Genomic DNA, 26,769 nt, shown 5'->3' on the forward strand with positions numbered 1-26,769 from the left:
ATCGATGAGGGATGGGCGCCGGCCGGACTGCCGGCGTCCATCCTCCTCACCGCATGTGCGATTCCGGCGGCGGCTTGGTGTCCGGCGTCGGCGTCCCGTCGCCGCCCAGGAAGAACAGGTTGCGCAGGAATCCCGGGGCCAGCACCGCCAGCGGGTTGACCGAGACGTCGGGATCGGACAGCGGTCCCTGGACATGCCAGGTGGCGGAGAAGATGCCCTGGCCCTCGCCGCCGCTCAGCACGTCGCCCAGCAGCGGGATCTGGCCGATCAGGCGGTTCAGGCCATAGACCGGGACGATGGTGCCCTGCAGGTTGGCGGTCTCCGTCTCCAGGTCGATCTGGCCCTCCAGCGTCAGGCCCAGCGCCGAGCCGGAGGTGCGCAGGTCCTTCAGCGTCAAGAGCCGGCCTTCCTTGCGGAAGTCCGCCGACATGCGGCCGAAAGCGATGCCCTTGCCGCCGCCCAGCAGTTCGGCGAAGCCCGACGGCGAGATGGCGTTCAGGATGCGGGCCAATGCCGGAACGTCGATCAGCGTGTAATCGCGGATTTCCACCTTGCCGGCGATGGCGGCGTCGGCCCGCGGCTCCGCTGACCGGCCGGTCAGGCTCAGCCGGCCGCCGCGCATGCGGTCGTTGAGGTCCATCGCCTGCAGGGCGGAGCCCAGATCCTCGGCGGTGATCGCGAGATCGTAGATCCCCTGCGGCCCCGGCCGCCATTTCATCGACACGCCGCCGCCCTCGCTGCGTCCGGTGACGTCCAGCAGGGTCCAGGCGGTGGCGTCCCGCCGCAGCGACCCGGCGACCTGCCGCAGCCGCCGGCCGTCGCCGAACACCACCGAATCGAACTTGATGGCGACGTCCAGCGGGGTCTTGCGGCCGTCGTCGGTGGGTGACGGCGGCTTCTTGGGCGGCGGCGTGACGGCCCCCTCGCCGGACGGCGTCTTGCCGGTCAGGCCGCGGGCATCCAGGCTGGCGCCGGAGATGGTCCCGGCATAGCCCCCGGACGGGCCGCCGGGCTTGGCCGGGGGCAGCACGGTCAGGTCGGCGCGCAGGTCGGTCTGGCCCAGCTTGAAGCTGGGGGCCTGCACCCGTGCCACCCGCTTGCCGCCGTCGGCCAGCTCCAGGTTGGCGACGCTCTTCAGCCCGCCGGCATCGATCGTCAGGTTGCTGATCCGGGTGGGACGGTCCTTGTCGAACTCCAGCGTCAGCTTGCCGGTGCCGGGCTTGCCCGGAGGCTTGGCCCAGCCCAGCTCGCCGATCGACAGCCGGGTCTTTTCCAGGTTCAGGATGGCGTTCAACAGCAGCTTGTGCTTGCGGTCCACGGTGAACAGGATGTCGGCACCGAAGGGACCCTGCAGCCGGTCCTCCAGGTCGATGCCGTGGGCGCGCAGGTCGTCGGCGGTGGCGTCGCCCTTCACCGCGATGCGGGTGCGCGGACCCTTTGCCGCGCTGTCGAAGGACTCGTTCCAGTCGACGGTGACCGGGATGCCGTCCAGCTTGGTGGCGCCCTTGATCTGCATCGCCTTGAGGTCGAGCGCCAGAGCCAGCTCGCCCTCGGTGGCGTTCAGCCCGGCCGCCACCTTTTCCACCGCCACCTTGTGCAGCTTGCCGGTCACGTCCAGTTCCAGCTGCTCGACCTTCAGGTCGGCCAGCAGGGGGAAGGCGAAATGCAGCTGCGCCTCGGCATTGCCCTGGGTGCGCTTCGGGTCCATCTCCAGTTTGGTCGGATAGCCGAGCGGCGGCATGTCGATCAGGGTCAGGATGGAGCGCACCGGTCCCTGGATCGGCAGGCGGATGTCCATCGTCTCCTTGCCGACATCCAGCCCGCCGATCACCACCTTGCCGTCGCCGATCTCAATGTCGCCCGACTTCGGGTCGGCGATCCGTCCGCCCTTGGTCAGGACGGTGAAGGTCTTGCCGTCGGTCGTCGCCTCCACCCCGGCGCCGGTGACCGGCGTCAGGTCGTGGAAATAGCGGACGCTGATGTCTTCCCCGGCCATGGTGGCCAGGAAGCGCGTCTGCTCGGTCGGCCCCGACCCGTCAAGGGGTACCGACAGCGCCGCTTCGGCCCGCGCCTCCGTCACCGTTCCGTGGGAGAGGTTCCGGGTCACCCATTCGCGTGCGTTGGGGCCGGCGACCTTCGGCCAATAGCGGCGCAACTCGTCCAGCGCCACCCCGCGGGCGGCGGCCCGCGCCTCCACCGCCATGCGGTCGCCCTGGCGCAGCGCGGTGGCGCTGGCCTCCACCCGGGGCTGCGGCCCGCCGGCCTCGCCCAGCACCGCAGTCAGACCGTCTAGCTCGATGCGGTCGCGGTCGCCATGCAGGCGCAGCCGCGCCGACTCCACCGGCAGCGGCCCCTCGAACAGGTCGGGCCGCAGCAGCCGGCCACGGCCGGCTTCGATATCCGCCTTGCCGCCGGTCGGCTGCAGCGAGCGATCGAAGCTGACCTCCGCCGTTCCCGACAGCGGCAGGTCCGCGGCCTTCAGCGGTGCCAGCAGCGGGGCGAGGCCGGCGACGGTGGCGGGGGTGAAGCCGGTCAGCCGTGCGGTCGCGCGGCCGTCCTTTTCCGGTCCCTGCCGGCCCGACAGCTCCAGCCTGGCGGTCCGGCCGCCGGCGGTCAGCGACAGGCTGGCCTGGAGGTCCCGGCCATGGTCGGTCTCGGTCAGGTCGCCCCGGCCGCTCAGCGCCAACGGCCCGGCGGCACCCGGAGGGGTCGCCTTCAGCGACAGGTCGTCGACGCGCAGCCGCCGGCCCGGTACGTCCAGGCCGCCGCGCAGTTCCAGGCTCTGCACGGCGAGCGGTTCCTGCCACAGGGAGGGCAGGGCGACGCTGCCGCTGCCGCCGCGCAGGTCGAGGCCGACGGTCATGGGTTCGAACCGGGCATCGAGCCGTGCCGCAACCGTGCCGGACAACGGCAGCTTCACCGCCGACAGCGGTGCCAGAGCCGGCCCGACCTCCGCCAGTGCCGCCGGTTCCAGCCCATCGACGGACAGCGTCACGTCGGTGGTGGCGTCGGCGATGTTGTAATGGCCGGTGGCGGCGACGGTCGCCGCGCGCGACGGCTCCGTCCCGTCCCCGCCGAGATCCAGCGTCACGCGGGCGCGGGCCTGGGCGCCCTGGGCGTCGCGGGTCAGCACGATGTCGGCGCGCGTGGCGTGCCATGACAGATCGAGCATGCGGTTCTCGACCCGCAGGTCGGCGCCCACCACCGACAGCCGGCGCAGCAGTCCCAGCGGCCGGTCGATGTCGGGCGGGCGGCGCAGGCTTTCCAGCGCCTCGTCCACAAGGTCGGGGCTGCCGTCATCGGACTTGCGCGTGGATTCGGCGTCGGACCGCACGTCGAAGGCGAGGCTGCCGTCGGCCCGGCGCAGGATCGACAGGCGCGGCCGGACCAGATCCAGACGGGTCGGCGACAGGGTTCCGCGCAGCAGGGCCGGGATGGAGAAGCCGATGCCCATCTCCGGCACCGCGGCCAGTTCCGTCCCATCGGCGTTCAGCGCCTGCACCCGGCGGGCGCGCAGGTCGAGGCGGCGGCCGCCGGCATTGTCGAGCCCGTCCTCGTTCTCCAGCGACAGGAGCAGTTCACCGACATCGATGCGGAACCGGCCGTCGCGGTCGCTCAGCGCCTGCTCGACATAGGGGATCAGCGGATCGAGCGCGATCGGCCCCTGCGACAGCCGCCAGGCGAACAGCCCGCCGGCCGCCAGGGCCACCGCCGTGACGCCGGTCAGCGTCAGGCCGAGGATCTTCGCCGTGCGCCGGATCATCGGGCACCGGCCTGGGTGGAGCGACACAATTCCCTCTCCCCCCCGCTCTCGCGCAAACGAAGTTTGCGCTGACGCGACAGGCGGACCTGTGGTCCGCCGAAAGCGGGGAGAGGGTTAGGGTGAGGGGGGAACGTGGCGAGGATCTTCAAGGAATGCCGTGCGCCGGCTCTTCCAATAACGCCACGCAGTGCATCCCCCTCACCCCGACCCTCTCCCCGGGGGGGAGAGGGGGGTGACGGAGATTCGTGCGAATCGGCCCGATTGACCTTCCCGTCCGACACGTGCAGCTTTCTGCCCATGATTTGAGCAGGAAAGACCGCCGTTATGTCCAGCCCCATCGCGTTCTCAAATCCTTTGCCGAAGCCCTTCGACACCGCGCAGGCGGCGCTGGGAATGGAGCGCTGGCGCCAGCAGGCCGCCACGGCGGAGCCGGAAACCCGCGCCTGGGCGGAGGTCTTCGCCGATTCGGAATCCGGCCGGGCGCTGGTCGAGGCGGTGTGCGGCAACAGCCCGTATCTCGGCCACAGCCTGACGCGGGAGCTGCCCTTCGTCCGCCGGGTGATGGAGGAGGGGTTCGACGCCAGTTTCGCGGCGCTGATCGCCTCCCTCCATGCCGAGCATGACGAGGAAAAGTCGATGGACCGGCTGATGGCGGGCTTGCGGGTCGCGAAGCGGCGGGCGGCGCTGCTGATCGGGCTGGCCGACATCGCCGGGGCATGGCCGCTGTTCCGCGTCACCGGCGCCCTGTCGGAACTGGCGGAGACGGGGGTGCAGCTGGCCGCGAATTTCCTGCTGCGCCGCGCCGGGGAGGCGGGGACGCTGACGCTGCCGGATCCGCAGCGACCGTGGGTCGGTTCGGGCCTGATCGTTTTGGGCATGGGTAAGCTTGGCGGGCGCGAACTCAACTATTCCAGCGACATCGACCTGATCGTCCTGTACGACGACGCTGTTGTGCAGACGCCCCAGCCGGACAACCTCGCGCGAACCTTCATCAGGCTCGCACGCGATCTTGTCCGCATTATGGATGAACGGACCAAGGACGGCTACGTCTTCCGCACAGACCTTCGGCTTAGGCCGGATCCCGGCGCCACGCCTCTGGCGGTTTCCGTCTCGGCAGCCGAAATTTATTACGGCAGCGTCGGCCAGAACTGGGAACGCGCGGCGATGATCAAGGCCCGCCCGATCGCCGGCGATCCGGAGGCGGGGGCCGCCTTCATCCGCTTCCTGGAGCCCTTCGTCTGGCGCCGCAACCTGGACTTCGCCGCCATCCAGGACATCCATTCGATCAAGCGCCAGATCAACGCCCATAAGGGCCACCGCGAGGTGACGGTCAACGGCCACGACGTCAAGGTCGGCCGTGGCGGCATCCGCGAGATCGAGTTCTTCGCCCAGACCCAGCAGCTGATCTTCGGCGGGCGCGATCCGCGCGTGCGCATCGCCCCGACCCTGATGGCGAACGAGGCGCTGCGCGATGTCGGCCGGGTGCCGCCGCAGACGGTGGAGGAGCTTGCCGGGGCCTATCATTTCCTGCGCCGTGTCGAACATCGCATCCAGATGATCGACGACCAGCAGACCCACCGTATTCCCGCCGACGATGTCGGGGTGGCGCATCTGGCGACCTTCCTCGGCTACGGCGACCCCGCCGACTTCCGGGCGGAGCTGCTGGCGACGCTGGGGCAGGTGGAGGACCGCTACGCCGAGCTGTTCGAGGAGGCGCCGTCGCTCTCCGGCCCGGGCAATCTGGTCTTCACCGGCACCGATCCCGATCCCGGCACGGTGGAGACGCTGGCGGGCATGGGCTTCGCCGATCCGGCGCGCGTCATCAGCGTGGTGTCGGCCTGGCACCGCGGCCGCTACCGCGCCACCCGGTCGGGCCGGGCGCGGGAGCTGCTGACGGAGCTGACGCCGGCCCTGCTGAGCGCGCTGACCAAGACGCCGGCGCCCGATTCGGCGCTGATGAACTTCGACGATTTCCTGGGCAAGCTGCCGGCCGGCGTCGGGCTGTTCTCCCTGTTCGTCGCCAACCCCTGGCTGTTGGAGCTGGTGGCGGAGATCATGGGCATCGCGCCAGAGATGGCGAAGACGCTGTCGCGCAACCCCTCGCTGCTGGACGCCGTGCTGTCGCCGGACTTCTTCGACCCGCTGCCGGGCAAGGAGGACGGGCTGGCCGACGACCATGCCCGCGTGATGGCGCCGGCCCGCGACTTCGAGGATGCGCTGACCCTGTCGCGGCGCTGGACCAACGACCAGCGCTTCCGCGCCGGGGTGCATATCCTGCGCGGCATCACCGACGGCGACCGCTGCGGCGCCTTCCTCGCCGACCTCGCCGACCTCGTCGTTCCCGACCTCGCCCGCCGGGTGGAGGAGGAGTTCGCCCAGCGCCACGGCCGCATTCCCGGCGGCGCCTGGGTGGTGGCGGCGATGGGGAAGCTGGGCAGCCGGCAGCTGACGATCACGTCGGATATCGACCTGATCGTCATCTACGACGTGGCGCCCGGCCAAGGGGGGGGCGGGGGCCCGCGCCTGTCGGGCCCCTCCCTGTCCGATGGGGCCAAGCCACTGTCGCCCAACGAATATTACATCAAGCTGACCCAGCGCCTGACCAACGCGGTCACCGCACCGATGGGCGACGGCCGGCTCTATGAGGTGGACATGCGGCTGCGCCCGTCCGGCAATGCCGGGCCGCTCGCCACCTCGCTGGACGCCTTCGTCAAGTATCAGGCGACCGACGCCTGGACCTGGGAGCATATGGCGCTGACCCGCGCCCGGGTGATCGGCGGCGATGCCGGGCTGGCGGACCGGGTGTCGGCGGCGATCCGCGCGGTGCTGACGGCCCCCCGCGACGCCGACCGGCTGCTGTGGGACGTCGCCGACATGCGGCGGCGGATCGAGAAGGAGTTCGGGACGACCAATGTCTGGAACGTCAAATACGCCCGCGGCGGCCTGATCGACATCGAGTTCATCGCCCAGTACCTGCAGCTGCGCTTCGCCCACGAGCGGCCGGACATCCTGCACATCGGCACCGCGAAGGCACTGCAGTGCGCCGACCGCACCGGTGCGCTGACGCCGGAGGTGGCGGAGGATTTGGAGTCGACGTTGCGGCTGTGGCGGCGGGTGCAGGGCTTCCTGCGGCTCACCACGGCGGGCGTGCTCGACCCCAACCAGGTGTCGCCCAGCCTGCTGGCCGGGCTTGTCCGCGCCGCCTTTCCCGACGAGCGTGAGCCGGGCACTGTTGACTTCCCCGAACTCGACCGCAGAATCCGTGCCGTCGCCGCCCGCGCCCACGGCCATTTCAAGGCCCTGGTCGAGGAACCGGCGGGCCATGTCGCCCCGCCCAACACCAACAAGCCGCCGGCCTGAGGGCTCGTTCCCTTTGCCGGCAAGAAGAAGGATAGTCGAGCAGCCATGACCGTAGACGTCGGATCGCCCGCCCCGGATTTCACCATGCCGACCGACGGCGGGGGCAGCATCACGCTGTCGGCCCTGCGCGGCAAGCCGGTGATCCTGTATTTCTACCCGAAGGACGACACGTCGGGCTGCACCTCGGAAGCCTGCGGCTTCCGTGACCAGCTGCCCGACTTCTCCGCCGTCGATGCGGTGGTGGTCGGCATCTCCAAGGACAGCGTCGCCAGCCACGACAAGTTCAAGGCCAAGCACGAGCTGACCTTTCCCCTGGCGTCGGACACCGACGGCAGCGTGTGCGAGGCTTACGGCACCTGGGTTGAAAAGAGCATGTACGGGCGTAAGTACATGGGTATCGACCGTGCCACCTTCCTGATCGACAAGGACGGCGTCGTCCGCAACGTCTGGCGCAAGGTGAAGGTCACCGGCCATGTCGCTGCGGTGCTGAAGGCCGTGCAGGGGCTGTAACCTCCAACGGGAGGGTGGGATACCTTTTTCTCCCGGCATGGACCGGACGGGAAGGGTGTCCTGCCGGCCCGGTTATTCTCGTGGCGTGTGGGTTTACGCCCGAAGGGTATTTTTAGAATCACCCCAAACCTGCCTACACTTCGTGCATTCCCGCATCAGAGGCCGCGCAACCCGCCGCGGTTTTGGTCCTTCGGCTGCCCCAGGGATGCACATGCCATGAACGTTGCGAACATCGCCCGGCGCCTCGTCGCCGGAGAGCTTCACTATGCGCTGGGCCGTTTCGAATCGGTCCGGCGGGGCTACAGCGCCCTGCGCCGCCTCTCCCCGCGGTCGCGGCAGCGGGCGCCGGCCGGTCCGCCCATCGCCTTGCCTCCGCTTCCGGCCACCCTGTTCGCGGGCCAGACGGCGGACCGCGCGCTGGCCGACCTGCGGCGCGACTCGATCGCCCTTGGTTTCGACCTGCCCTGGTCGATGGTGGAGGAGATGGTCGAGTTCGCCACCCACTCCCCCCTGCAGCGGCGGCTGCGCGACGACCGCACCTTCTATCGCCACGACGTCCGCAAGGGCCGCTTGGAGGATGGGTCGCCCGCGGTGATGGGCATCGTCCCCGATCCGCTGGACTGCCCGGCGGTGCGGCGGGTCTGCCGCGACCCGTTGCTGATGGAGTGCGCCGGGGCCTTCCTGGGCTTTGCCCCCACCAAGATCATCCCGCGCCTGTTCTGGAGCTTCGTCACCGACGCCACCGACGATGAGCGGCGCCAGCTGGGCCAGACCATCGACTGGCATTACGACGTCCACGACTTCCATTTCTGTTCGGCGCAGTTCTACCTGACCGATGTCGGGCCGGGGGCGGGAGAGCATGCGCTGGTCCGCGGCAGCCACCACGGCAAGTCGCTGCGCATGCTGCTGGGCTCCGCCAACGCCCGCGACGAGGAGCTGTTCACCCGCTTCGCCCGCGACCGCATCCTGGTGGTGGAGGGACCGGCCGGCACCGGCTTCATCGAGGACACCTCCTGCTACCACCGCGCCACCCCGCCGGTCAGCCGCGAGCGGCTGATGCTGCAGCTCTGGCTCAGCTGAGCCAAATCGGGTCGCCAAACGAGGGTCTATGACCTCCTGCGTTTCTTATTGAACGCGGGAGGCTATAGACTGCCGCATCGTCACAGCGGATGCGGAACGGATGATGGAAGCGACGGATGGGCTGCGCACGGTCGTCGGCCTGATGAGCGGAACGTCGATGGACGGCATCGACGCCGCTTTGCTGCGCACCGACGGTCGCGATCGTGTCGAGGCGTTGGACTTCCTGACCATCCCCTATGACGACGGCTTCCGTGCCCGGCTGCGCGGTTGTCTCGGCCGCACGGACGGCGGGGGGACGGTGGCGGAGGTCGAACGCGAGCTGACGGACGCCCATGCCGATGCGGTGCGCCGACTGCTGGATCAGGCGGGCGTCGCCCCGGCCGAGGTCGAGCTGATCGGCTTCCACGGCCACACCATCCACCATGATCCGGACCGGCGCCTCACCCGGCAGATCGGCGACGGCGCCCGCCTGGCCGCCGCGACCGGCATCGCCGTGGTCGGCGATTTCCGCAGCGCCGACGTCGCCGCGGGCGGGCAGGGGGCGCCGCTGGTGCCGCTGTTCCACCGGGCATTGGCGCATGGGTTGCCGCGTCCGCTTGCCGTGCTCAACATCGGCGGCGTCGCCAATGTCAGTTGGATCGCTTCCGACCCGGCGGAGAGCGACGGAGAGGCGGATGTGGTCGCCTGCGACACCGGGCCGGGCAACGCCCTGATCGACGATTGGGTGCTGCGCCACGGGCTCGGCCGATTCGATGCCGGCGGTGCGCTGGCGGCGGCCGGCCGGGTGGACGGCGAGGCGCTGGCCGTCCTGATGACCCATCCCTATTTCAGCCGGCCGGCGCCAAAGTCGCTGGACCGCGACGCCTTCGACCCGGCACCGGTGACCGCCGCGTCGCCGCCCCTGTCGCCGCAGGACGGAGCCGCCACCCTGACCGCCTTCACCGCGGAATCGGTCGCCCGCGTCGTGCCCCATCTGCCGGCCCCGCCGGTGCGCTGGCTGGTCTGCGGCGGCGGGCGGCACAATGCCACGCTGATGGCGATGCTGGCCGACCGGCTGGGCGTGCCCGTCGACCCGGTCGACCTCGTCGGCTGGGACGGCGACGCGCTGGAGGCGCAGGCCTTCGGCTACCTCGCCTTGCGCAGCAGGTTGGGGCTGCCGCTCAGCCTGCCCGCGACCACCGGAGTTCCGGTGCCCATGCGTGGCGGGGTGTTCCACCCGGCCGGCTGACCGGGCCCCGCACCTCCCCTCCGGCGGGCGGGCAGCGCGTCCGGGCTGCGCGCCGTCGCCATCAGCACCAGCGCCGCGAAGGGCACCAGCCAGATGACGCGGTTCTGATAGCGGTCGTGGACCGCCGACAGGCCGCCGGTGACGACGGCGTTCAGCGCCAGTCCCAGCCCGATCACCAGGAGCAGCATCCGCACCCGGCCGTCGACCCGCCGCCAGCGGCTCAAGCCCAGGGTGGCGAGCCCCAGCACGCCGAGCGACAGGGACAGGTCCTGGACCACGGCCAGCCCGTCGCGGGGGAAGCGCTGTTGCGCCTGCAGCGACTGTTCGAAGGCCGCATAGACCGGTTGGGGAAAGCGGCTGAACAGCCGGCGGGTCAGCGGTTTGACCGGATCGTCGAGGGTTTCGTCCGGCTGGACCTTCAGGAATTGGCCGGCGGCGTTGGCCAGCCCATGTTCGGCGACCGCGGCCGGCCGGCTGGCGATGGTGGCGTGGGCGATCTCCGCCGCCTCGGCCACGAAGCGCGGCTGGTCGCCGAAGCGGCGGCGGGCGCCGTCGGGGTGCCAGAGGAAATAGTCGGAGGTGACGTAGCCCGGTGCGCTGCGGCCCAGCGTGTCCAGGCTGCCGCACAGCAGGTAATCGTGGCTCTGGCAAGCCTCGGCCAGATAGTCGCGGGCCGGTCCGTCGCCGATCAGCCGGGCCAGCAGGAAGACGGGGGAGCTTTCCGAGAGCACCGCCCGGCCGGCGGTCAGCAGGTTGGAGGCGCCGAGCAGCCCGACCGCCAGCACCATCGGCAGCAGCACGCCCCAGGCCAGCGACCGCAGCATCCCGCGGTCATGCTGCAATGCCCAAAGCCCGAGCAGGACGATCGTCCCGCCCAGAATCGCCAGATGGCTGAGATGGGAGACGATCATGCCGGTGAGCGCCGCAACGGTCAGCAGCCGCTGCGCGATGGTCAGTGCCGGCCAGCGCATGACGACGACATAGACCAGCAGGATCGCCAGCCCGGTCAGGAAATCCGGCATGATCGTCGCGGCGTGCAGCGACAGGCTGGTGGTCAGCCCCAGTACCGCGGCGATGCCGAGGAAAAGCCCCGGCCGATCCGGCGCCCCGGCTGCGGTCAGGGCCGCGCGCAGGACCGCCGCCGCCAGGATTCCCTGGCCGACCGGGATCAGCCACACCCCCCAGCCGCCGGCGAAGGGCAGCAGGAACAGCATGTAGCCGAAGGGGCGCAGGAAGAAGATGTTGGGCGACGGCTGGCCGTGGGAGGACGGGTCCGGCGGGGGTGTCCAGGCCGGCTGGGCCATGCGGTGCAGGATGTTGAAGGCCGGCTCCAGATAGCCCGGCGTATCATCGAAGGTCAGCGGGAAGCCGTTCAGCACCAGCAACGGTGCACCGATCAGGAGGCCGGCCAGGACGATCGTCAGGGCCGGCAAAATCCAGGTTCGGCAGGAGATGTTCCAAAAGCCCATCGGCGCCTTCCGGCCATGGCGGGATGACCGGAGGATGTCCGTCGCCGCTGCGACGCACAACGGATCGGGCGTGGTAGCGGAGGACCGCGGGGCGACGCTTCCGGCATACCCCCTGGCAGCCCCCTGGCAGCCGGGAGCGGGGTCAGCACTGCGGAGGGACCGCCGAGTCCAGCAGGTCCGCCAGCGCCGCCCGCTGGTCGACGCCGCGGAAGTCGGTCTTGCGCTCCATCGCGGCGGCGAGGCGGCGGCGGTATTCGGTGCGCGGGATCTCGACGGCGCCGAAGCGGCTCAGATGCTCGGTCACGAACTGGGTGTCGAGCAGGGCGAAGCCGGCGGCGCGCAGCCGGGCGACCAGATGGGCCAGCGCCACCTTGCTGGCGCCGGTCTCGCGGCTGAACATGCTTTCGCCGAAATAGGCGCCGCCGATCGCCACGCCGTAAAGCCCGCCGACCAGCCGGCCGTCGCGCCAGCATTCCACGCTGTGGGCGAAGCCGGCATCGAACAGGTCGCCGTAGAGACGGACGATGTCGTCGTTGATCCAGGTCTTCGGCCGGTCCTCCGTCGATTCGGCGCAACCCTCGATCACCGCGCGGAAGGCGCTGTCGAAGCGCAGTTCGAACGGGCAGCGGCGCAGCGTCTTGCGCAGGCTGCGCGGCACATGGAAACCGTCCAGCGGCAGGATGCCGCGGCGTTCCGGGTCGAACCAATGGAGTTCCCGCGATTCGGCGCTTTCGGCCATCGGGAAGATGCCGGCGGCGTAGGCGCGCAGCAACATCGGGGCGGACAGGGTGAACATGCCGATCACTATACCCGCTGGTGGGACGGAACGCGCAAGCGTTCGCCCTGAAGTGTGCCGAGTGATACTGGTGTCGAGACCCAGCGACAGCAACCTCCTTCCATGGTATGCAACGCAGGGAAGCATATTCGTGAAGAGGCACGCCATGAGAAGCGCAATCGCCACCGTCTTGTCCGTCATGGTTGCCGGACTTCTCGCCGCAAGCCCGTCCTGGGCGCAGCGGCGGGCGGAGCCGGGCAATTTCGACTATTACGTCCTGTCGCTGTCCTGGACGCCGACCTATTGCGCCCGCGACAAGAACGGCCCCGATCCCGACCAGTGCGGCGACCGGAAATACGGCTTCGTCGTCCACGGCCTGTGGCCGCAATACAATGACGGCAGCTATCCGGCCACCTGCACCCGCGACCGCAACCTGCCCAAGGCGGTGGTGGACCAGACCATGCCGGTGATGCCCAGCGTCGGGCTGATGATGCATGAATGGCGCAAGCACGGGACCTGTTCCGGCCTGAACGCCACCGATTATTTCGCCAAGCTGCGCGCCGCCGCCGCCAAGCTGGCGATCCCGGAGCCGTTGAAGGCTCCCGGCCCGACCGTGCCGGCGACGCAGGTTGAGCGCCTGTTCCTGGAGGCCAATTCCGGCCTGTCGGCCGAGGGCGTGGCGGTCATCTGCTCCCGCCGCGACGTGTCGGAGGTCCGGGTCTGCCTGAACAAGGATCTGGGCTTCGTCGCCTGCGGCCAGAAGGTGGTCGACCGCTGCCGCGACCGCGATGCCGTCCTGTCCGCCGAGGTGGCCCCGTCCCAGCCGCGCCGCAGCACCCCGCTCGCCGCCGCCCCGGCGCTGCCGCCGGCCCCGGTCCAAGCTCCGGCCCCGCCCCCGGCCCCGGTTGCCGCGCCCGTCACCGCACCGGTGCGCTGAAGGTCAGTCGCCGTCCGGGCCTGTCGCCAGCGCCGCCATCACCGCCGGGATTTCCGCCAGCAGTTCACGGGCGAGGAATCCCAGCGGGCCGATGCGGCGGCACAGCCGGTTGCCGGCCTCGCCGTGCAGGTAGACGCCCCAGATGGCGGCCTGTTCGAGGCCGGCGCCGCGGGCCAGCAGGCCGGTGACGATCCCGGCCAGCGTATCGCCGGAGCCGGAGGTGGCCAGCCCGACCGTGCCGCCGCGATAGGCCCAGGCACGGCCGTCCGGCGCCACGATCCGGGTGCAGCTTCCCTTCAGCGCCACCACCGCCTTCAGCAGGGCCGCCGCCCGCCTTGCGGTGCCGAGCGGATCGGCCTCCACCTGTTCCCGGGAGCAGCCCAGCAGCCCCGCCATCTCGCCGGCATGGGGGGTGATGACCACGCGGCCTTCATGCCGGTGCAGCGGCGCCGGGTCGCGCCCCAGCCCGGCCAGCGCCCCGGCGTCCAGCACGACCCTTGGCCCGCCGTCGCCCGGCTCCAGGCGGGTCAGCAGATCCGCCGTCAGGTCGGCCACCGCCGCCTCGTCCATCATGCCGGGGCCGATCAGCACCGTGTCGCAGCGCGATGCGCGGTCCGCCAACGCCGCGGCCGACCCGGCGGCGATTCCGCCCTCCGGGGTCTCCGGCAGGCCGGCGACCAACGCTTCCGGCAGGGCGAGTCCCAGATGGGGGGCGATGCTGGCGGCGGTGGCGATCTGCAGCTTGCCGGCGCCTGCCCGCAACACGCCGATTCCGGCCAGCAGGGCGCCGCCCGGAACCGGCACGCTGCCGGCCACCACCAGCGCACGGCCGCGGGCTTCCTTGTCGCCGTCTCCGTCGGGCCGGGGCAGGGGCATGCCGCGCAGGAGATCGTCGGTGACGGGGATTTCGACGGGCGGCTCGGCAGCAGGATTCTCATTGGCGGCGATCAATCGTCTCTCCTCTGCGGTCGGCCCCCGGCAGGCGGCTTTCAGCGGGCGGCTATGGCGGCGTCCGGCTCGGCGGTGACCGGGGCGCCGGCCTCCTCCAGCGGGGCGACGAAGTTGTAGCGGTGCAGCAGCAGCCCGCCGCGCGGCCCGGCCTGGGCATCGAACCGGTATTCGGTGACGGAGCAGTTGGCGACGTCGCCGGCCGCGTCGATGCGCAGGATGTCCTCCTCCGTCAGGCCCTCGAGCAGATAGCGCAGGCACAGCACCACCACCTGATGCCCGACGATCAGCACCCGCCGGCCGCCGTGATGCAGGCTGACGGTGTCGAGCGCGCTGCGCAGCCGCAGGATCACGTCGCACCAGCTCTCGCCGCCCGGCGGCCGGTGATAGAATTTGCCCAGCAGGCGACGGAACTCGGCCTGTTCGGGGAATTCCTGATGGATGCCGGCGGTGGTCAGCCGGTCGAGCACGCCGAACTCCTTCTCCCGCAGCCGCTCGTCGATCACGAAGTCGCTGGGGTGGACCGGCAGCCCGCCCGACTGGTGCAGCCTTTCCGCCGTGCGCATCGCCCGCCGGTAGGGCGAGGCCAGCACCACGTCCGGCCGCTCCTCCGCCGGCATGGCGGCGAACCAGCGGCCGAGCGCGTCGGACTGCCGCTCGCCCAGCGGGCTGAGCGGAACGTCGACGTCGCGCTCGGCGATGTCGATCCGGCGGAGTCCGGCGGCATGCGCGGCGTCGCGGGCGACGTTCCCGGCGCTCTCGCCGTGGCGGACGATCCAAAGGCGGTCGGGCCAGCGCTGTTGCATCGGCGATCCCGTTTTCTGGTGGGCGGAACTTCGGGAATAACCGCCGGGCGAGCCGAAAGGTCCCGCTGCCCTGCGGGAGATGGTATGGCAGCCATGTTGTCCGTCCGGCTGCTGCGGTGCAGCGACACCTTGCCGGCGCCACCGGGCGGGCCACACTTTCCTGTCCAGTTTCCAACGATAAGGAATGGATCGGACATGACGGACAGCCAGGACGCGGCCCCCCTGTTCCAGCCGGTGACGATCGGGCGCTACAGCTTGCCCAACCGCATCGCCATGGCGCCGCTGACGCGCAGCCGCACCGACAACGCCACCGGCGTACCGACCGCGATGAACGCCGAATATTACGCCCAGCGCGCCGGCGCCGGCCTGATCATCGCCGAGGCGACGCAGATCTCGCCGCAGGGCAAGGGCTATGCCTTTACCCCCGGCATCCACAGCGCCGAACAGGTGGCCGGCTGGAAGCTGGTGACCGACGCCGTCCATGCCAAGGGCGGGCACATCTGCCTGCAGCTCTGGCATGTCGGCCGCATCTCCCACCCCGACCTGCAGCCGGGCGGCGCCCTGCCGGTGGCACCGTCCGCGGTGAAGCCGGAGGGCAAGGCCTTCACCGTCGACGGTTTCAAGGACATTCCCACCCCGCGCGCGCTCGACATATCGGAGCTGCCGGGCATCGTCGAGGATTACCGCCGGGCCACCCGCAACGCACTGGCCGCCGGATTCGACATGGTGGAGGTGCATGCCGCCAACGGCTACCTGATCGACCAGTTCATGCGCGACGGCACCAACAAGCGCACCGACGCCTATGGCGGGTCGGTCGAGAATCGCGCCCGTTTCCTGTTCGAGGTGCTGGACGCCGTGGTGGCGGAGGCCGGGGCCGACCGCGTCGGCATTCGCCTGTCGCCGCTGAGCCCGGCCAACGATGCCTGGGAAAGCGACCCGATCGGCACCTTCAGCCCGGTGATCCGGCGGCTGAACGGCTACGGCCTTGCCTATCTGCACATGATCGAGGGAGTGACCCGCGGTCCGCATCCCGGATTCGGCGGACAGCTGGCGGAGCTGCGCGGGCTCTACACCGGCCGCTACATGGCCAACAACGTCTACGACCGCGCCATGGCGATCCAGGCGACGTCCAGCGGGCACGCCGACATGATCGCCTTCGGCCGCCCCTTCATCGCCAACCCCGATCTGGTGGAGCGGCTGCGCATGGACGCACCCTTGGCCGAACCCGACCAGAAGACCTTCTATGGCGGCGACCGTCACGGCTATACCGACTATCCGACGCTGGGCCAGTCGGCGGCCTGATCCGGCGACGCACGGCGCGCGTGCAAAAGGCCTTCCGAGTCGCGCCGTTTGCGGCGGGCGGGGGGTGCCGAAAACGGGTGGCGATGCGGCACTTCGGTGCCGCTTCCGTCCATCCGGGGCTCCAAGGGTGAGCCCTACCAGGCAAGCTTGAGCCTTGGGTGGGGCATTTAGCGGCGATTCGGCCATCTTTCCTTTGGAAGGCTTGACCTGGGACCGGATCCCTGTGACAACAGACTTTCGGCACACTCTATGAGCTTGAAGACACATGTTCGACCGCCCGCCCCGCCAGGGCTTCCGCGCTCCCGAGATCACCAAGTCCAACGTCACCGCCACCGTGAAGTGGTTCAACCCCACCAAGGGGTTCGGCTTCGTGTCGCCCGAGGACGGTTCGCCCGATGCCTTCCTGCACGTCTCTGCGGTTCAGGCCGCCGGCTACGACGCGCTGGACGAAGGCACCACCATCACCTGTGACCTGGCCCGTGGGCCGAAGGGTCCGCAGGTGGCCTCCATCCACTCGGTCGATGCGTCGACCGCACAGCGTTCGGCCCGTCCGCGGACCGGCGGCTTCGACCGTGGCGGCTATGACCGCGGCGGCTACGATGCCGGCGGCAGCAGCAGCGGCGGTGAAGAAGTCGACGGCACCGTGAAGTGGTTCAATGCCGACAAGGGCTTTGGCTTCATCACGCCCAGCACCGGTGGCAAGGACGTCTTCGTCCACGTCAACGTGCTGCGCCGCTCGGGCATGCAGACCCTTCAAGAAGGCGATCAGGTGCGCGTCACCGTTCGCCAGGGCCAGAAGGGTCCGGAAGCGGGCAAGGTCGAGTACCTGTAAGGCTCCGGTTTCCCCGGGCCTCGGCCGCGCGGCGTTCGTCCTCTCCGGACGCACGCCGTATAGGCTGGCTCCGCTTGGCTGAAAAGCCTGACGAAGCCCCGAGCCGTTAGGTTCCGGGTTTCCCGGTGAAAGTCCGGATTTTCAGCGCACGGTGCCTCTTTTCGGGGGCGCCGTGCGTTCTTGTCTTTTGTTATGCTGCTTTTTGCGGTCCTGGCTCGTGAGTGATCCGGCCGTGGCGCGGTTCGGCCCGGCTGTTCGTTGCGTGTGTCTTCCGCCCTGTCATCGCTTCTTTCCAAGTTCGCTGCTTGGCGCCGCCCTCCGGGGCGGCCGGCGCAGCCCGACAGGCCGCTGCCGCCTCGCTTGTTCGCCCGGCTTTCCCCTCCATTGCTGCCCCAAACTGTCGAAGGCGCGATTCGGCATGAGCGAGTTTTTGACCGACTTGCTCCCGCTTGCCGGTGCCGGTGGATGGTCCGCGGCACAGCTGTTCGGCTTCTGCGGCACGCTCGGCGGGATGCTCTGGCCATTCTTCCGCAGCCGGACCGGCATGTTGCTGGTGCAGCTCGTGCCCTGCCTCTGCTTCGCCCTGCATTTCGCCATGGTGGGCGCCCCGACCGGGGCGGCGCTGAATGCGCTTGCGGCCCTGCAGGTGCTGGCGGCGCTGGCGATCGGCACCCGGCCGGCTTTCCGCATCGTCTATCTGCTGATCCTTCCGGTGATCGCCGCGGTGATGGCCGTCACCTGGGCCGGGCTGCCCTCCGCCTTCGCCGCGGCGGGGATGGCGCTGATCAGCCTTGCCCGCTACCAGACGCGGGTCGCACTCTTCCGCGGCACCATGCTCGTGGCATTGCCCTGCTGGTTCGTGCACAACAGTCTGGTGGGATCGGTGCCGGCGATGATCTCGGACCTCACCGGGATCGCCGTCAACGCCTGGATGCTGCTGCGCGGCAACGGGCCGGCGCCGGCGTCCTCGACAGTCCCACCAACCCGAATACCGACACCGATGCCGCCAGCGGCGGGGGAGGGGAAGCCGTCATGACCGTCAACCATTCCCACCTGTCGGCGGAAGACGCCGCCACACTGCGCGCGATTCCGCTGTTCGCCAAACTGACCGACCGGGCGGTGTCCCTGCTGGGCGGCGTCGCCATCGTGCGTCCGGTGGCGCGGGGAACCACCCTGTTCCTGCAGGACGAGCCGGCCGACCGCTTTTTCGTCCTGTTCGACGGCTGGGTGAAGCTGTACCGCCTGACCCGCGACGGGACGGAGGCGGTGGTGCATGTCATCGGCCCGGCGGAGAGCTTCGCCGAGGCCGCGATGTTCGCCGACGGCAAGTTCCCGGTCTGTGCCGAGGCGGTGACCGATGCGCGCGTCCTGACCCTGACCGCCGACGGATTCGCCCGCTGCCTGCGCGAAGACGACCGCATCGCCTTCGGCATGCTGGGCTCGCTGTCGGTCCGGCTGCGCCATCTGGTGACGCAGATCGAACAGCTTCAGGTCCAGCCGGCACCGCAGCGGGTCGCCGCCTTCCTGATGCGCGTCTGTCCGCCGGGCGACGGGCCGGCGCAGTTCCAGCTTCCCTTCGACAAGGCGCTGATCGCGCGGCGCCTGGGCATGCAGCCGGAAACCCTGTCGCGTGCCCTGGCCAAGCTGCGCGCCGTCGGGGTGGAGACCCAGGGCCTGACCGTCAGCGTCGCCGAACGCGGCGCCCTGCGCGCCATGGCCGAGGCGGGCGAGGAGGAGTGACCGCCGGTGGCCTCGCCGGCGCCTGTGACAGCGTCGGCGGGGCGGTCAGACCGGATTGACGGCGCTGTGCCTCCGTGCGAGTTTGCACCCCTCCCAGTACCGGGTTTGTTCAGGATTTCGAGGCAGCGATGGGCGACAGCAAGACGGTGGCGGCGGCATCGGATCCGGCGCAGGATCTGGTGGCCTTCGCCGGTGACCGGCGCTTCGCCACCGTGATGGCGGACCCGCCCTGGCGCTTCGTCAACCGCACCGGCAAGATGGCGCCGGAGCACCGCCGCCTGTCGCGCTACGGCACCATGACGGTGGAGGATATCTGCGCCCTGCCGGTCGCCGACATCGCCGCCCCCACCGCGCATCTCTATCTCTGGGTCCCCAACGCCCTGCTGCCGGAAGGTCTGCAGGTGATGCGCAGCTGGGGGTTCGAGTACAAGACCAACCTGATCTGGCACAAGGTGCGCAAGGATGGCGGGTCGGATGGGCGGGGCGTCGGCTTCTATTTCCGCAACGTGACCGAGCTGATCCTGTTCGGGGTGCGCGGCAAGAAGGCCCGCACGCTGCCGCCCGGCCGCACCCAGGTCAACCTGATCGAAAGCCGCAAGCGCGAACACAGCCGCAAGCCCGACGAGCAGTATGACCTGATCGAGGCCTGCAGCCCCGGACCCTATCTGGAAATGTTCGCCCGCGGCGCCCGGCCCAACTGGTCGGTATGGGGCAATCAGGCCGACGACGGCTATGAGCCGACCTGGAAGACCTACGCATTCAACTCCGCCACCGACCGCGAGGCGGCGGCGGAGTGAAGGGATGGGGGCGTCGGCCCCCTCACAGCAACCCGATCGCCTTCAAATCCCGCCGCAGCGCCTCCGCCCCTGAGAACAGGTGCGCCGACATGCCCACCGACCTGGCCGCCTCGACATTGTCGGGGTTGTCGTCGATGAAGTAGCAGTCTTTCGCTTCGAGGCCGTAACGATCCGTCAGCAGCCGGTAGATCGCCGGATCGGGCTTCACCAGCCTTTCCTGACCCGAAACGATGATGCCGTCGAAGCCGTTCAGGAAGTCGAAGCGCTTGCGCGTCAGCTCGAACTTGTCGACCGAGAAGTTGGTGATGGCGTAGACGGGAACGCCGCGCGCCTTCAGCTCCGCCAGGATGTCCGGGGTGCCGGGAATCGCGCCGGGCACCATCCGCTCCCACATGTCGTCATAGGCGCGGATCAGCTCGGCGCAGTCCGGATGCTCTTCGGTCAGCAGGGCGACCGCATCCGTCCAGGGACGGCCGCGATCCTGCTCCAGGTTCCAGGCGGGGGTGCAGACCCGGTCGAGGAAATCCTCCATCAGGTCTTCATAGCCGTCGAACAGTTCGCGGTAGAGATGCCGCGGATCCCATTCGATCAGCACCTGCCCGACATCGAAGACGACGATGGTCGGCGTCTTCGGCTCAGTCATTGCGGTCATCGAAGGATCGACCTCAGCCCTTGGCGCGGGCGGCGTCGGCCAGCCGCTTCATGTCTTCGAGGCGAATGGCGCCCGGCACCAGCTCGTCGCCGAAGACGAAGGCCGGGGTGCCGCGGATGTTGAGCTTTTCCGCCAGAGCTTGGTTTGCGGCGATCACCTTCAGGACGTCCGGCGATTCCATGTCCTTCTTCAGCCGGTCGGTGTCGAGCCCGACCGACTTGGCGAGGCGCATGATGACGGCCTCGTCCAGCTGGCCGCGCTGGGCCATCAGGGCATTGTGGAATTCCACGTATTTGCCCTGCCCGCGCGACGCGAGCGCCGCCTTGGAGGCGACGACGGACGCCGGCCCCAGGATCGGGAACTCCTTCAGCACGAAGCGCAGCTTGGGATCGCCCTTGATCAGCGACTGCGTGTCGGCCTGCACCGCCTTGCAGTAGCCGCACTGGTAATCGAAGAACTCGACCACCGTGATGTCGCCCTGCGGGTTGCCGATGACTGGGTCGGCGGGGCTGCGGGTCAGCTCCTGCCTGTTCTCGACCAGGGCCTTGCGCGCCTGTTCGGCCTCGGCCGTCTTCTGGCGTTCCTGCATGGCGTCGACGGCCTGCAGGATCACCTCCGGATGCTCCATCAGGTAATCGCGGACGATCTTCTCGATGGCGGCCTTCTGGTTGCCGTCGAAGCCCGCCGACTGCGCGTGGGCCGGAACGGCGGCGGACAGCGCCAGCGCCGCGACGGGCAGGGCCAGCAGGGCGGAACGCAGGAACGGCAAGGCGGGGCGCATGGGGGCGGTCTCCGAAACGCGTAGGGAGTTGGGCCGAGGGCCGCCCACACTGGACCGACAATCGGGTCCGGACAAGTGCAAAGCGCTTGCCCGGACTTCACGTTTGGGCGATCGGCGCGTCAGCGGGCGCGCAGCAGCTCGCCCACCGACAGCAGCGCCATCTCGTCGCCGTCGGCCTTGCCGATGGTCCGGCCGGTGGAGTAGGGCAGGTTGTTGTCGTTGACGACGACGATGTGGTCGGCGTCGACGATGTTCACTCCCTCCGGCCCGAGATGGGGCATGACGAAGCGGCCTTCCGGCGCCTGCCCGGCGCGCGCCTTGTGGTCGGGATCGGCGATGTCGGTCAGGTCGATGTAGCCGACCTTGCGGACGAAGCCGTCGGCATCGGCCCCAGCGATGTCGATCTTGTAGATGCGCTTGAAGGCGGCCGGCGCGTTGAAGCAGTCGGGCTTAACCTCGCCCTGGCAGGCCTGGGTCTTCGCCCCTTCGGTGGTGTCGTCGCGCTCGATCACCAGCGCGCTGCCGGCGTCGATCATCGCCATGTCGGCGACGACGTTGGCGTTGTCCTCCAGCCTGTACTTCCAGGACTTGCCGGTGTAGCTGCGGCCGGCGACGTCGAATTCGAGGATGCGGGTGTAGTAGCGCCCGTCCTTGTTCTCGAAGCCGTTCGCCGCGGCGTTCCACAGCGGGCCTTCCAGCGACGGGTACAGGGTCTTGCCGTCCGGCGACACGCCCATCGGTTCGAACCCGCGGGAGCGGCGGACCTCGAAGCTGACGGCGCCCGGCACCGCCGGCAGGCCGTTGTTGCGGTAATGGTCGGGCGAGCGGGCCGGCTTGCCGTCGACCATCGTCTCATGCACCGCGATCACCACCCCGTCGCGGCTCAGCTCCAGGATATAGGGGCCGAACTCGTCGCCGATGAACAGGCGATCGGCCTGCACCACCAGCGATTCGGGGTCGAAATCGGCGCCGGTCAGGTAGCGGCTGGCGGTGTTCTCGTTGACGATGGCGAAGGGGACCTTGCGGTCGGGATCGCGCAGGAAGATGGTTTCCAGCCGCTGCATGGCGCCGCTCTGCCAGTCCGGCTTGACGCGGTGGACCATCAGCAGGGCGTCGACCGAGTTCACCTTGCTGCCGAAGCCGTTGTCGGTCAGGGCCAGGAACTCGCCGTTGCCCTGCGGCACGACGGCGGAGAAGCCCTGCACCGCCTGTCCCGCGACCGGCAGCAGGATCTCGGTCTCGCGCGGGGCCTTGGGATCGGCGGCGAAGGAGGTGGCACGGATGCTGCCCACGGCGTCCACCCGCTTGCGGTCGGCGTTGGTGAACTTGCCGGCGGTGGCGAACAGCGGTCCGGCATCGGCCGGCGCCTGCACCAGCGTGTCGGCCGGCAGCACGGCATGGCCGGCGAGCGCGGCGGGGTAGTGCTTGGCCTGCTGGTCCTGGGCATGCGCCGGGACGGCGGCGCCCAGGCTGGCGGTCAGGAGGGTGGCGGTGGCGAGCAGGGCGCCGCGCCCGGACTTTATCCAGGACTTCGGCCCGGATCTCGGACGGAGGGTCGGCATGCGGTGTACTCCGTGGACGGAACCGCGCGCCCGGATCGGCCGGCAATCGGCCTTCGGCGCGCGCTCGATATCCGCGGAATAGCAAGCGGCGATGACGCGGCGGGGACGGTTCGATGACCATTGCGTTACCCGAAGGACGCCATGGTCGTATGCCCCACCCGTCAGCGCGACTCCTTGTCGGCGCCGCCGGTCTGGCCGCGGATGTCCTGGGCGCGCAGCCAGCCGGGCGACCCGGCGGGCAGCATCTTTTCCGCTCGCTCCGCTTGGGCCTTGGCCATCGGCATGTCGCCTCTCGCCAGCGCCTCCTCGGCGGTGGCGTAGGCGACCATGCCGTCGTTCTTCTTCATGCTCCAGGCCTGCGCCGTCAGCCGCCACAGGAAGGCCGATTGCGCCTTGCCCTTGGACGCGATCTGGAGATTCTTCAGCGCCTCGTCCGCCAGGCGGGGATCATGCTGTTCCAGCAGGGAATGGGCGAGGGAGACGCGGATCGTTCCGGCATCGGCCCCGGCCATCTCGATGGCCTTCCGGTACGGGGCCACCGCATCCGGCGCCCGGCCGGTCTGCAGCATCAGGTCGCCCTTCATCTCGTAGAGGTAGGGGTTCTTCGGCTCGTCGGCGATCAGCCCGTCGACCAGCGGCGCCGCCTGCTTGACGTCGCCCTGGCGGAAATAGGCATAGGCGCGGCCGTAGCGGGCGGCCGGCGAGGGATCGTTCGCCTTGTAGCGCTGCAAGGCGCCGCGCGGGTCGAGATAGCCGTAAAGCTTGGCCTGGACGCGCCGCAGGTCGGCCTCCGTCGCCGACGGCAGCTGGGCGTTGCTGTAGCGGGAGCGGGCGACGAAGGCCTTCACCGCATCGATGCGCTCGCGGGTCAGCGGGTGGGTCAGGCGATAGCCGGCGTCGCGGTCGTTCATCAGCGGATCGTTGACGCCCAGCTTCTCCAGGAAGGTCTCCATCCCCTTGGCGGAGATGCCCGACTGCTCCAGGAAGGAGAGGCCGGCCTGGTCGGCCGAGGCCTCCTGCGTGCGGGAGAAGGACAGGTAGTTCCGCTCCGCCAGATGCTGGCCCAGCATGACGCCGGCCGCCCCGGCCCCGGCATTGCGCGAGGCCAGACCGCCGGCGATGCCAAGGCCCATGCCGAGCAGCGAGGCGAGGAAGGCGTTGTCCATCGCCTCCGCCCCGCGCACCAGATGGCCGCCGGCGATGTGGCCGGTCTCGTGCGCGATGACGCCCAGCAGCTGGTCGGCGTTGTCGACGTCCAGCAGCAGCCCGGTGTGGATGAAGATGTTCTGGCCGCCGGCGACGAAGGCGTTCACCGACGGGTCGTTGATCAGCAGGATCTGCACCGATTCCGGGTCGATGCCGGCAGCCTGGAAGATTGGCCGGGCCATCTTGCGGATGATATGGTCCGTCTCGGCGTCGCTGAGGATTTGCATCTCCGACCGGCGCTGCGCGCTCGCCGGTGGCGCTCCCCACACCAGCGACATCAGACATACGGACATGATGGCGACGACCGAAACCAGCCTGCTGGGCTTGCGCACCGTGACGACCTCCGGCTTTGAACAGCGGACCCCCGCGCGCGACCGGCGGAGGCCGCGACACACTCGCTTGCAAATCTGGCAACGGTTGGGCGCGGTTGCCATAGCTGCATCACTGCTTTCGGGCTGCGTCAACACCAAGTTCAAGACCGACGCCACGGTGCAGAGCTTCGTCGTCGCCGACGAACCCTATGCCGCCGGCGTCGGGCGCGACATCATCGCCCAGGGCGGCAAGGCCGGCGACGCGGTGGCGGCGATGGCGCTGGCGATGACCGCCACCCTGCCGTCGCGCGTCGGGCTGGCCGGCGGCGGCGTCTGCGTGCTGTTCGACGCCGCGTCGAAGAAGGCGCGCACCATCGATTTCCTGCCGCGTCCCGCTGGGGCGGGCGGCGTCGCCATGCCGGCGATGGCGCGCGGCCTCTACGCCGTCCAGGCCGCCGCCGGCGTGATGCGGTGGGAGCAGGTGATCTCCCCGGCGGAACAGCTGGCCCAGTTCTCCCCCGGCCTCAGCCGCGCGCTGGTGCAGGATCTCGGCGCCTTCGGCGGGCGGCTGGCGCCCGACTCCGAGACGCGTCGCCGCTTCTTCGGGGCCGGCACTCCCGCCGTCGGCGCGATGATCGGCCAGCCGGAACTGGCCGCGACCCTGTCGGTCCTGCGGCGGCAGGGGGTGGGCGCCTTCTACAACGGGCCGCTCGCCGCGACGGTCGCCCAGGGCGCCGGCATCGACCCGGCGCAGCTGCGCGCCTACCAGCCGCGTGTCGGCGGCACGCTGACCGTGCCCTTCGACATCTCCGACCTGCATGTTCCCGACCTGGACGAACCGGAGTCCGGTGCCGCCCTGATCCAGGCCTGGAAGGCGGTCGCATCGCTGCCGCCGGCCGAGCGCGCCACCCATGCCGCGCAAGTGCTCGGTGCCACCGGCAGGGGCGCGACTGCCGCCGGGGCCGGGGTCATGGTGATCGACGTGGACGAAAACGGCGCCGCCTGCGCCTTCACCCAGGGGGCGCCCTTCGGCACCGGCCGCGGCATCCCGGGGACCGGCATGCTGGTGGCACAGGGCGTCGATCGCGGCGGTTTCGGCGCGCCGGCGCTGATCGCCAACTCCATCATCGGCCGCACCCTGTTCGCCGGCGTCGGCACCGCCAATGGCGACGACGGCCCGGCCGCCGGCCCGGCGGCGCTGCTGTCGGTTGCCCTTCCGGCCGGGCTGGAGGACAAGTCCACCGCCCCGCAGATCCAGGCCGCTCGTCCGCAGTCCATTCCCGGCCGCGTCAGCTTCGTCGGCTGCCGGGTTTCGGTGGAGGACGGCGTCCGCTATTGCCAGGCGGCGAACGACCCGCGCGCGGGCAGCCTTGCGTTGACCGTGGAAAGCGAACGCAAGCGGGAGTGATCTCGCCGGAAAACGGCGTGGCTTAAGACAGTTAGAGACGGATGATCATGAGCAAGCAGCCCAAGGTTTCCAAGCGGGGCGCCATCCCGCCCTTCTTCGTGATGGAAGTGATGCGTGCCGCGGCCGAGCGCGAGGCCGCCGGCCTGGAGGTCCTGCATATGGAGGTGGGACAGCCCTCCAGCGGCGCGCCGAAGGGCGTGGTGCAGGCGGCGGCCACCGCGGTGGTCGGCACCGACCCGCTGGGCTACACCGGCGCGCTGGGCATCCCGCCGCTGCGCGCGGCCATCGCCAAATGGTACAAGGAGCGCTACGGCGTCGACGTGCCGGAGCGGCGGGTGGTCGTCACCACCGGATCGTCGGGCGCCTTCCAGCTCGGCTTCCTGGCCGCCTTCGATCCGGGCGACCGGGTGGCGATGGCGTCGCCCAGCTATCCCGCCTACCGCCACACCCTGACCGCGGCCGGCGTCGTTCCGGTGGAGCTGCCGACCGGGCCGGAGCATCGTTTCCAGCCGACGGTGGAGTTGCTGGAGGCGCTGGACGAGCCGGTGCAGGGGCTGATCGTCGCGAGCCCGGCCAACCCGACCGGCACGATGCTGAGCCGGGAGGAGCTGACCGCCCTGTCCGACTGGTGCCGCGCCAACGGTGTGCGCATGGTGTCGGACGAGATCTACCATGGCCTGACCTATGGCACCGCCGCGGTCACCGCGGCCGAGGTGAACGACCAGGCGCTGGTGGTCAACAGCTTCTCCAAGTATTTCTCGATGACCGGCTGGCGGCTGGGCTGGATGATCGTGCCGGACGACCTGCTGCGGTCGGTCGAATGCCTGGCGCAGAACCTGTTCATCTCCGCGCCGACGCTGAGCCAGGTTTCGGCGGTCGCCGCCTTCGACTGCACGGAGGAGCTGGACGGCCACGTCGCCCGCTATGCCCGCAACCGGGCGCTGCTGCTGGAGGAGCTGCCGAAGGCCGGCTTCACGAAGATGGCCCCGGCCGACGGGGCCTTCTACATCTATGCCGACGTGTCGGACATGACCGACGACAGCGAGGCGCTGGCGAAACGGATCCTGGAGGAGACGGGCATCGCCTGCACCCCCGGCATCGATTTCGACACCGCCCGCGGCCGGCGGTTCCTGCGCTTCAGTTTCGCCGGGTCGGAGGCGACCATCGCCGAGGCGGCGCGGCGGCTGATCGCCTGGAAGGCGGGGCTTTAGACCCCCACCTAACCTCCCCCGCTGGGCGGGGGAGGGACTGCCGCGGCTCTCCCGGATCAGTACCAGTTTCCTCCCCCGCCCAGCGGGGGAG

Annotated in this window: 21 protein-coding genes; 12 read left to right on the forward strand and 9 right to left on the reverse strand. The window is 70.0% G+C overall.

All coding sequences use genetic code 11. From position 1 onward, the window contains the following. Window positions 1-46: 46 nt before the first annotated feature. Entirely contained in the window at window positions 47-3,763 is a 3,717-nt protein-coding gene (locus JHL17_RS20685; protein ID WP_200195988.1) for a DUF3971 domain-containing protein, read from the reverse strand. A 324-nt stretch (window positions 3,764-4,087) separates the two neighbouring features. On the opposite strand from JHL17_RS20685, the gene JHL17_RS20690 reads away from it, so the two are divergent. From JHL17_RS20690 to JHL17_RS20705, 4 genes are all read left to right on the forward strand, one after another. Beyond that, window positions 4,088-7,123, forward strand: coding sequence for a bifunctional [glutamine synthetase] adenylyltransferase/[glutamine synthetase]-adenylyl-L-tyrosine phosphorylase (locus JHL17_RS20690; protein ID WP_200195990.1), 3,036 nt, complete (start codon window positions 4,088-4,090; stop codon window positions 7,121-7,123). A 45-nt stretch (window positions 7,124-7,168) separates the two neighbouring features. Next, window positions 7,169-7,633 carry a thioredoxin-dependent thiol peroxidase gene (gene bcp / locus JHL17_RS20695; RefSeq protein ID WP_200195992.1) on the forward strand — a complete coding sequence of 155 codons (465 nt, stop codon included), beginning with the start codon at window positions 7,169-7,171 and terminating at the stop codon, window positions 7,631-7,633. Window positions 7,634-7,849: 216 nt separating this feature from the next. Further along, window positions 7,850-8,713: a phytanoyl-CoA dioxygenase family protein gene (locus tag JHL17_RS20700; RefSeq protein ID WP_200195994.1), complete on the forward strand. Its 864-nt coding sequence runs from the start codon at window positions 7,850-7,852 to the stop codon at window positions 8,711-8,713. A 100-nt stretch (window positions 8,714-8,813) separates the two neighbouring features. After that, the gene (locus JHL17_RS20705; protein ID WP_200195996.1) at window positions 8,814-9,941 is read left to right on the forward strand and encodes an anhydro-N-acetylmuramic acid kinase; all 1,128 of its coding nucleotides are present in this window, start codon (window positions 8,814-8,816) and stop codon (window positions 9,939-9,941) included. Here the strand turns inward: JHL17_RS20705 and JHL17_RS20710 are convergent. Continuing rightward, a complete protein-coding gene (locus JHL17_RS20710) occupies window positions 9,839-11,410 on the reverse strand; it encodes a hypothetical protein (protein WP_200195998.1) in 1,572 nt (523 codons plus the stop codon). The two genes, JHL17_RS20705 and JHL17_RS20710, sit on opposite strands and share 103 nt — an antisense overlap. Before the next feature lie 142 nt (window positions 11,411-11,552). Continuing rightward, window positions 11,553-12,206: a leucyl/phenylalanyl-tRNA--protein transferase gene (gene aat, locus JHL17_RS20715; RefSeq protein ID WP_200196000.1), complete on the reverse strand. Its 654-nt coding sequence runs from the start codon at window positions 12,204-12,206 to the stop codon at window positions 11,553-11,555. Between the two features lie 145 nt (window positions 12,207-12,351). Between aat and JHL17_RS20720 the strand changes: the two genes are divergently transcribed. Further along, window positions 12,352-13,122, forward strand: coding sequence for a ribonuclease T2 family protein (locus JHL17_RS20720; protein ID WP_200196002.1), 771 nt, complete (start codon window positions 12,352-12,354; stop codon window positions 13,120-13,122). 3 nt (window positions 13,123-13,125) lie between these two features. On the opposite strand, the gene JHL17_RS20725 is transcribed toward JHL17_RS20720, so the two are convergent. Both JHL17_RS20725 and JHL17_RS20730 read right to left on the reverse strand, forming a co-directional pair. Then, a complete protein-coding gene (locus JHL17_RS20725; RefSeq protein ID WP_247893705.1) occupies window positions 13,126-14,073 on the reverse strand; it encodes an NAD(P)H-hydrate dehydratase in 948 nt (315 codons plus the stop codon). A gap of 38 nt (window positions 14,074-14,111) precedes the next feature. Then, window positions 14,112-14,876 carry a histidine phosphatase family protein gene (locus JHL17_RS20730; RefSeq protein WP_200196004.1) on the reverse strand — a complete coding sequence of 255 codons (765 nt, stop codon included), beginning with the start codon at window positions 14,874-14,876 and terminating at the stop codon, window positions 14,112-14,114. A gap of 195 nt (window positions 14,877-15,071) precedes the next feature. Here JHL17_RS20730 and JHL17_RS20735 point away from each other — a divergent pair, with 195 nt between their 5' ends. The 5 genes from JHL17_RS20735 (at window position 15,072) to JHL17_RS20755 (ending at window position 19,547) form a co-directional block, all read left to right on the forward strand. After that, window positions 15,072-16,178: an alkene reductase gene (locus JHL17_RS20735; RefSeq protein WP_200196006.1), complete on the forward strand. Its 1,107-nt coding sequence runs from the start codon at window positions 15,072-15,074 to the stop codon at window positions 16,176-16,178. 265 nt (window positions 16,179-16,443) lie between these two features. Continuing rightward, window positions 16,444-17,010 carry a cold-shock protein gene (locus JHL17_RS20740; protein ID WP_200196008.1) on the forward strand — a complete coding sequence of 189 codons (567 nt, stop codon included), beginning with the start codon at window positions 16,444-16,446 and terminating at the stop codon, window positions 17,008-17,010. 418 nt (window positions 17,011-17,428) lie between these two features. Continuing rightward, window positions 17,429-18,046, forward strand: a complete 618-nt coding sequence (locus JHL17_RS20745) for a YgjV family protein (RefSeq protein ID WP_200196011.1) — start codon at window positions 17,429-17,431, stop codon at window positions 18,044-18,046. Continuing rightward, a complete protein-coding gene (locus tag JHL17_RS20750; RefSeq protein ID WP_247893706.1) occupies window positions 18,043-18,750 on the forward strand; it encodes a Crp/Fnr family transcriptional regulator in 708 nt (235 codons plus the stop codon). The genes JHL17_RS20745 and JHL17_RS20750 overlap by 4 nt, the downstream gene beginning before the upstream one ends. Window positions 18,751-18,878: 128 nt before the next feature. Beyond that, a complete protein-coding gene (locus JHL17_RS20755) occupies window positions 18,879-19,547 on the forward strand; it encodes an MT-A70 family methyltransferase (RefSeq protein ID WP_200196013.1) in 669 nt (222 codons plus the stop codon). A 22-nt stretch (window positions 19,548-19,569) separates the two neighbouring features. Here the strand turns inward: JHL17_RS20755 and JHL17_RS20760 are convergent, their stop codons facing one another. From JHL17_RS20760 to JHL17_RS20775, 4 genes are all read right to left on the reverse strand, one after another. Continuing rightward, window positions 19,570-20,199, reverse strand: coding sequence for an HAD family hydrolase (locus tag JHL17_RS20760; protein ID WP_247893707.1), 630 nt, complete (start codon window positions 20,197-20,199; stop codon window positions 19,570-19,572). Window positions 20,200-20,212: 13 nt separating this feature from the next. Then, window positions 20,213-20,980 (reverse strand): DsbA family protein, encoded by a 768-nt coding sequence (locus tag JHL17_RS20765; RefSeq protein ID WP_200196015.1) that lies wholly within the window; start codon window positions 20,978-20,980, stop codon window positions 20,213-20,215. 119 nt (window positions 20,981-21,099) lie between these two features. Beyond that, window positions 21,100-22,542: an esterase-like activity of phytase family protein gene (locus tag JHL17_RS20770; RefSeq protein WP_200196017.1), complete on the reverse strand. Its 1,443-nt coding sequence runs from the start codon at window positions 22,540-22,542 to the stop codon at window positions 21,100-21,102. Between the two features lie 161 nt (window positions 22,543-22,703). Beyond that, the gene (locus JHL17_RS20775; RefSeq protein ID WP_200196019.1) at window positions 22,704-24,080 is read right to left on the reverse strand and encodes a M48 family metalloprotease; all 1,377 of its coding nucleotides are present in this window, start codon (window positions 24,078-24,080) and stop codon (window positions 22,704-22,706) included. 67 nt (window positions 24,081-24,147) lie between these two features. Here JHL17_RS20775 and JHL17_RS20780 point away from each other — a divergent pair, with 67 nt between their 5' ends. Both JHL17_RS20780 and JHL17_RS20785 read left to right on the forward strand, forming a co-directional pair. Beyond that, window positions 24,148-25,467, forward strand: coding sequence for a gamma-glutamyltransferase (locus JHL17_RS20780; RefSeq protein WP_247893709.1), 1,320 nt, complete (start codon window positions 24,148-24,150; stop codon window positions 25,465-25,467). Window positions 25,468-25,514: 47 nt separating this feature from the next. Then, on the forward strand, window positions 25,515-26,678 hold the full coding sequence (locus tag JHL17_RS20785; protein WP_200196021.1) for a pyridoxal phosphate-dependent aminotransferase: 1,164 nt from the start codon (window positions 25,515-25,517) through the stop codon (window positions 26,676-26,678). Window positions 26,679-26,769 lie beyond the last annotated feature (91 nt).

The organism is Azospirillum endophyticum, assembly GCF_016595245.1.
In the GTDB taxonomy this organism is placed as follows: domain Bacteria; phylum Pseudomonadota; class Alphaproteobacteria; order Azospirillales; family Azospirillaceae; genus Azospirillum; species Azospirillum endophyticum.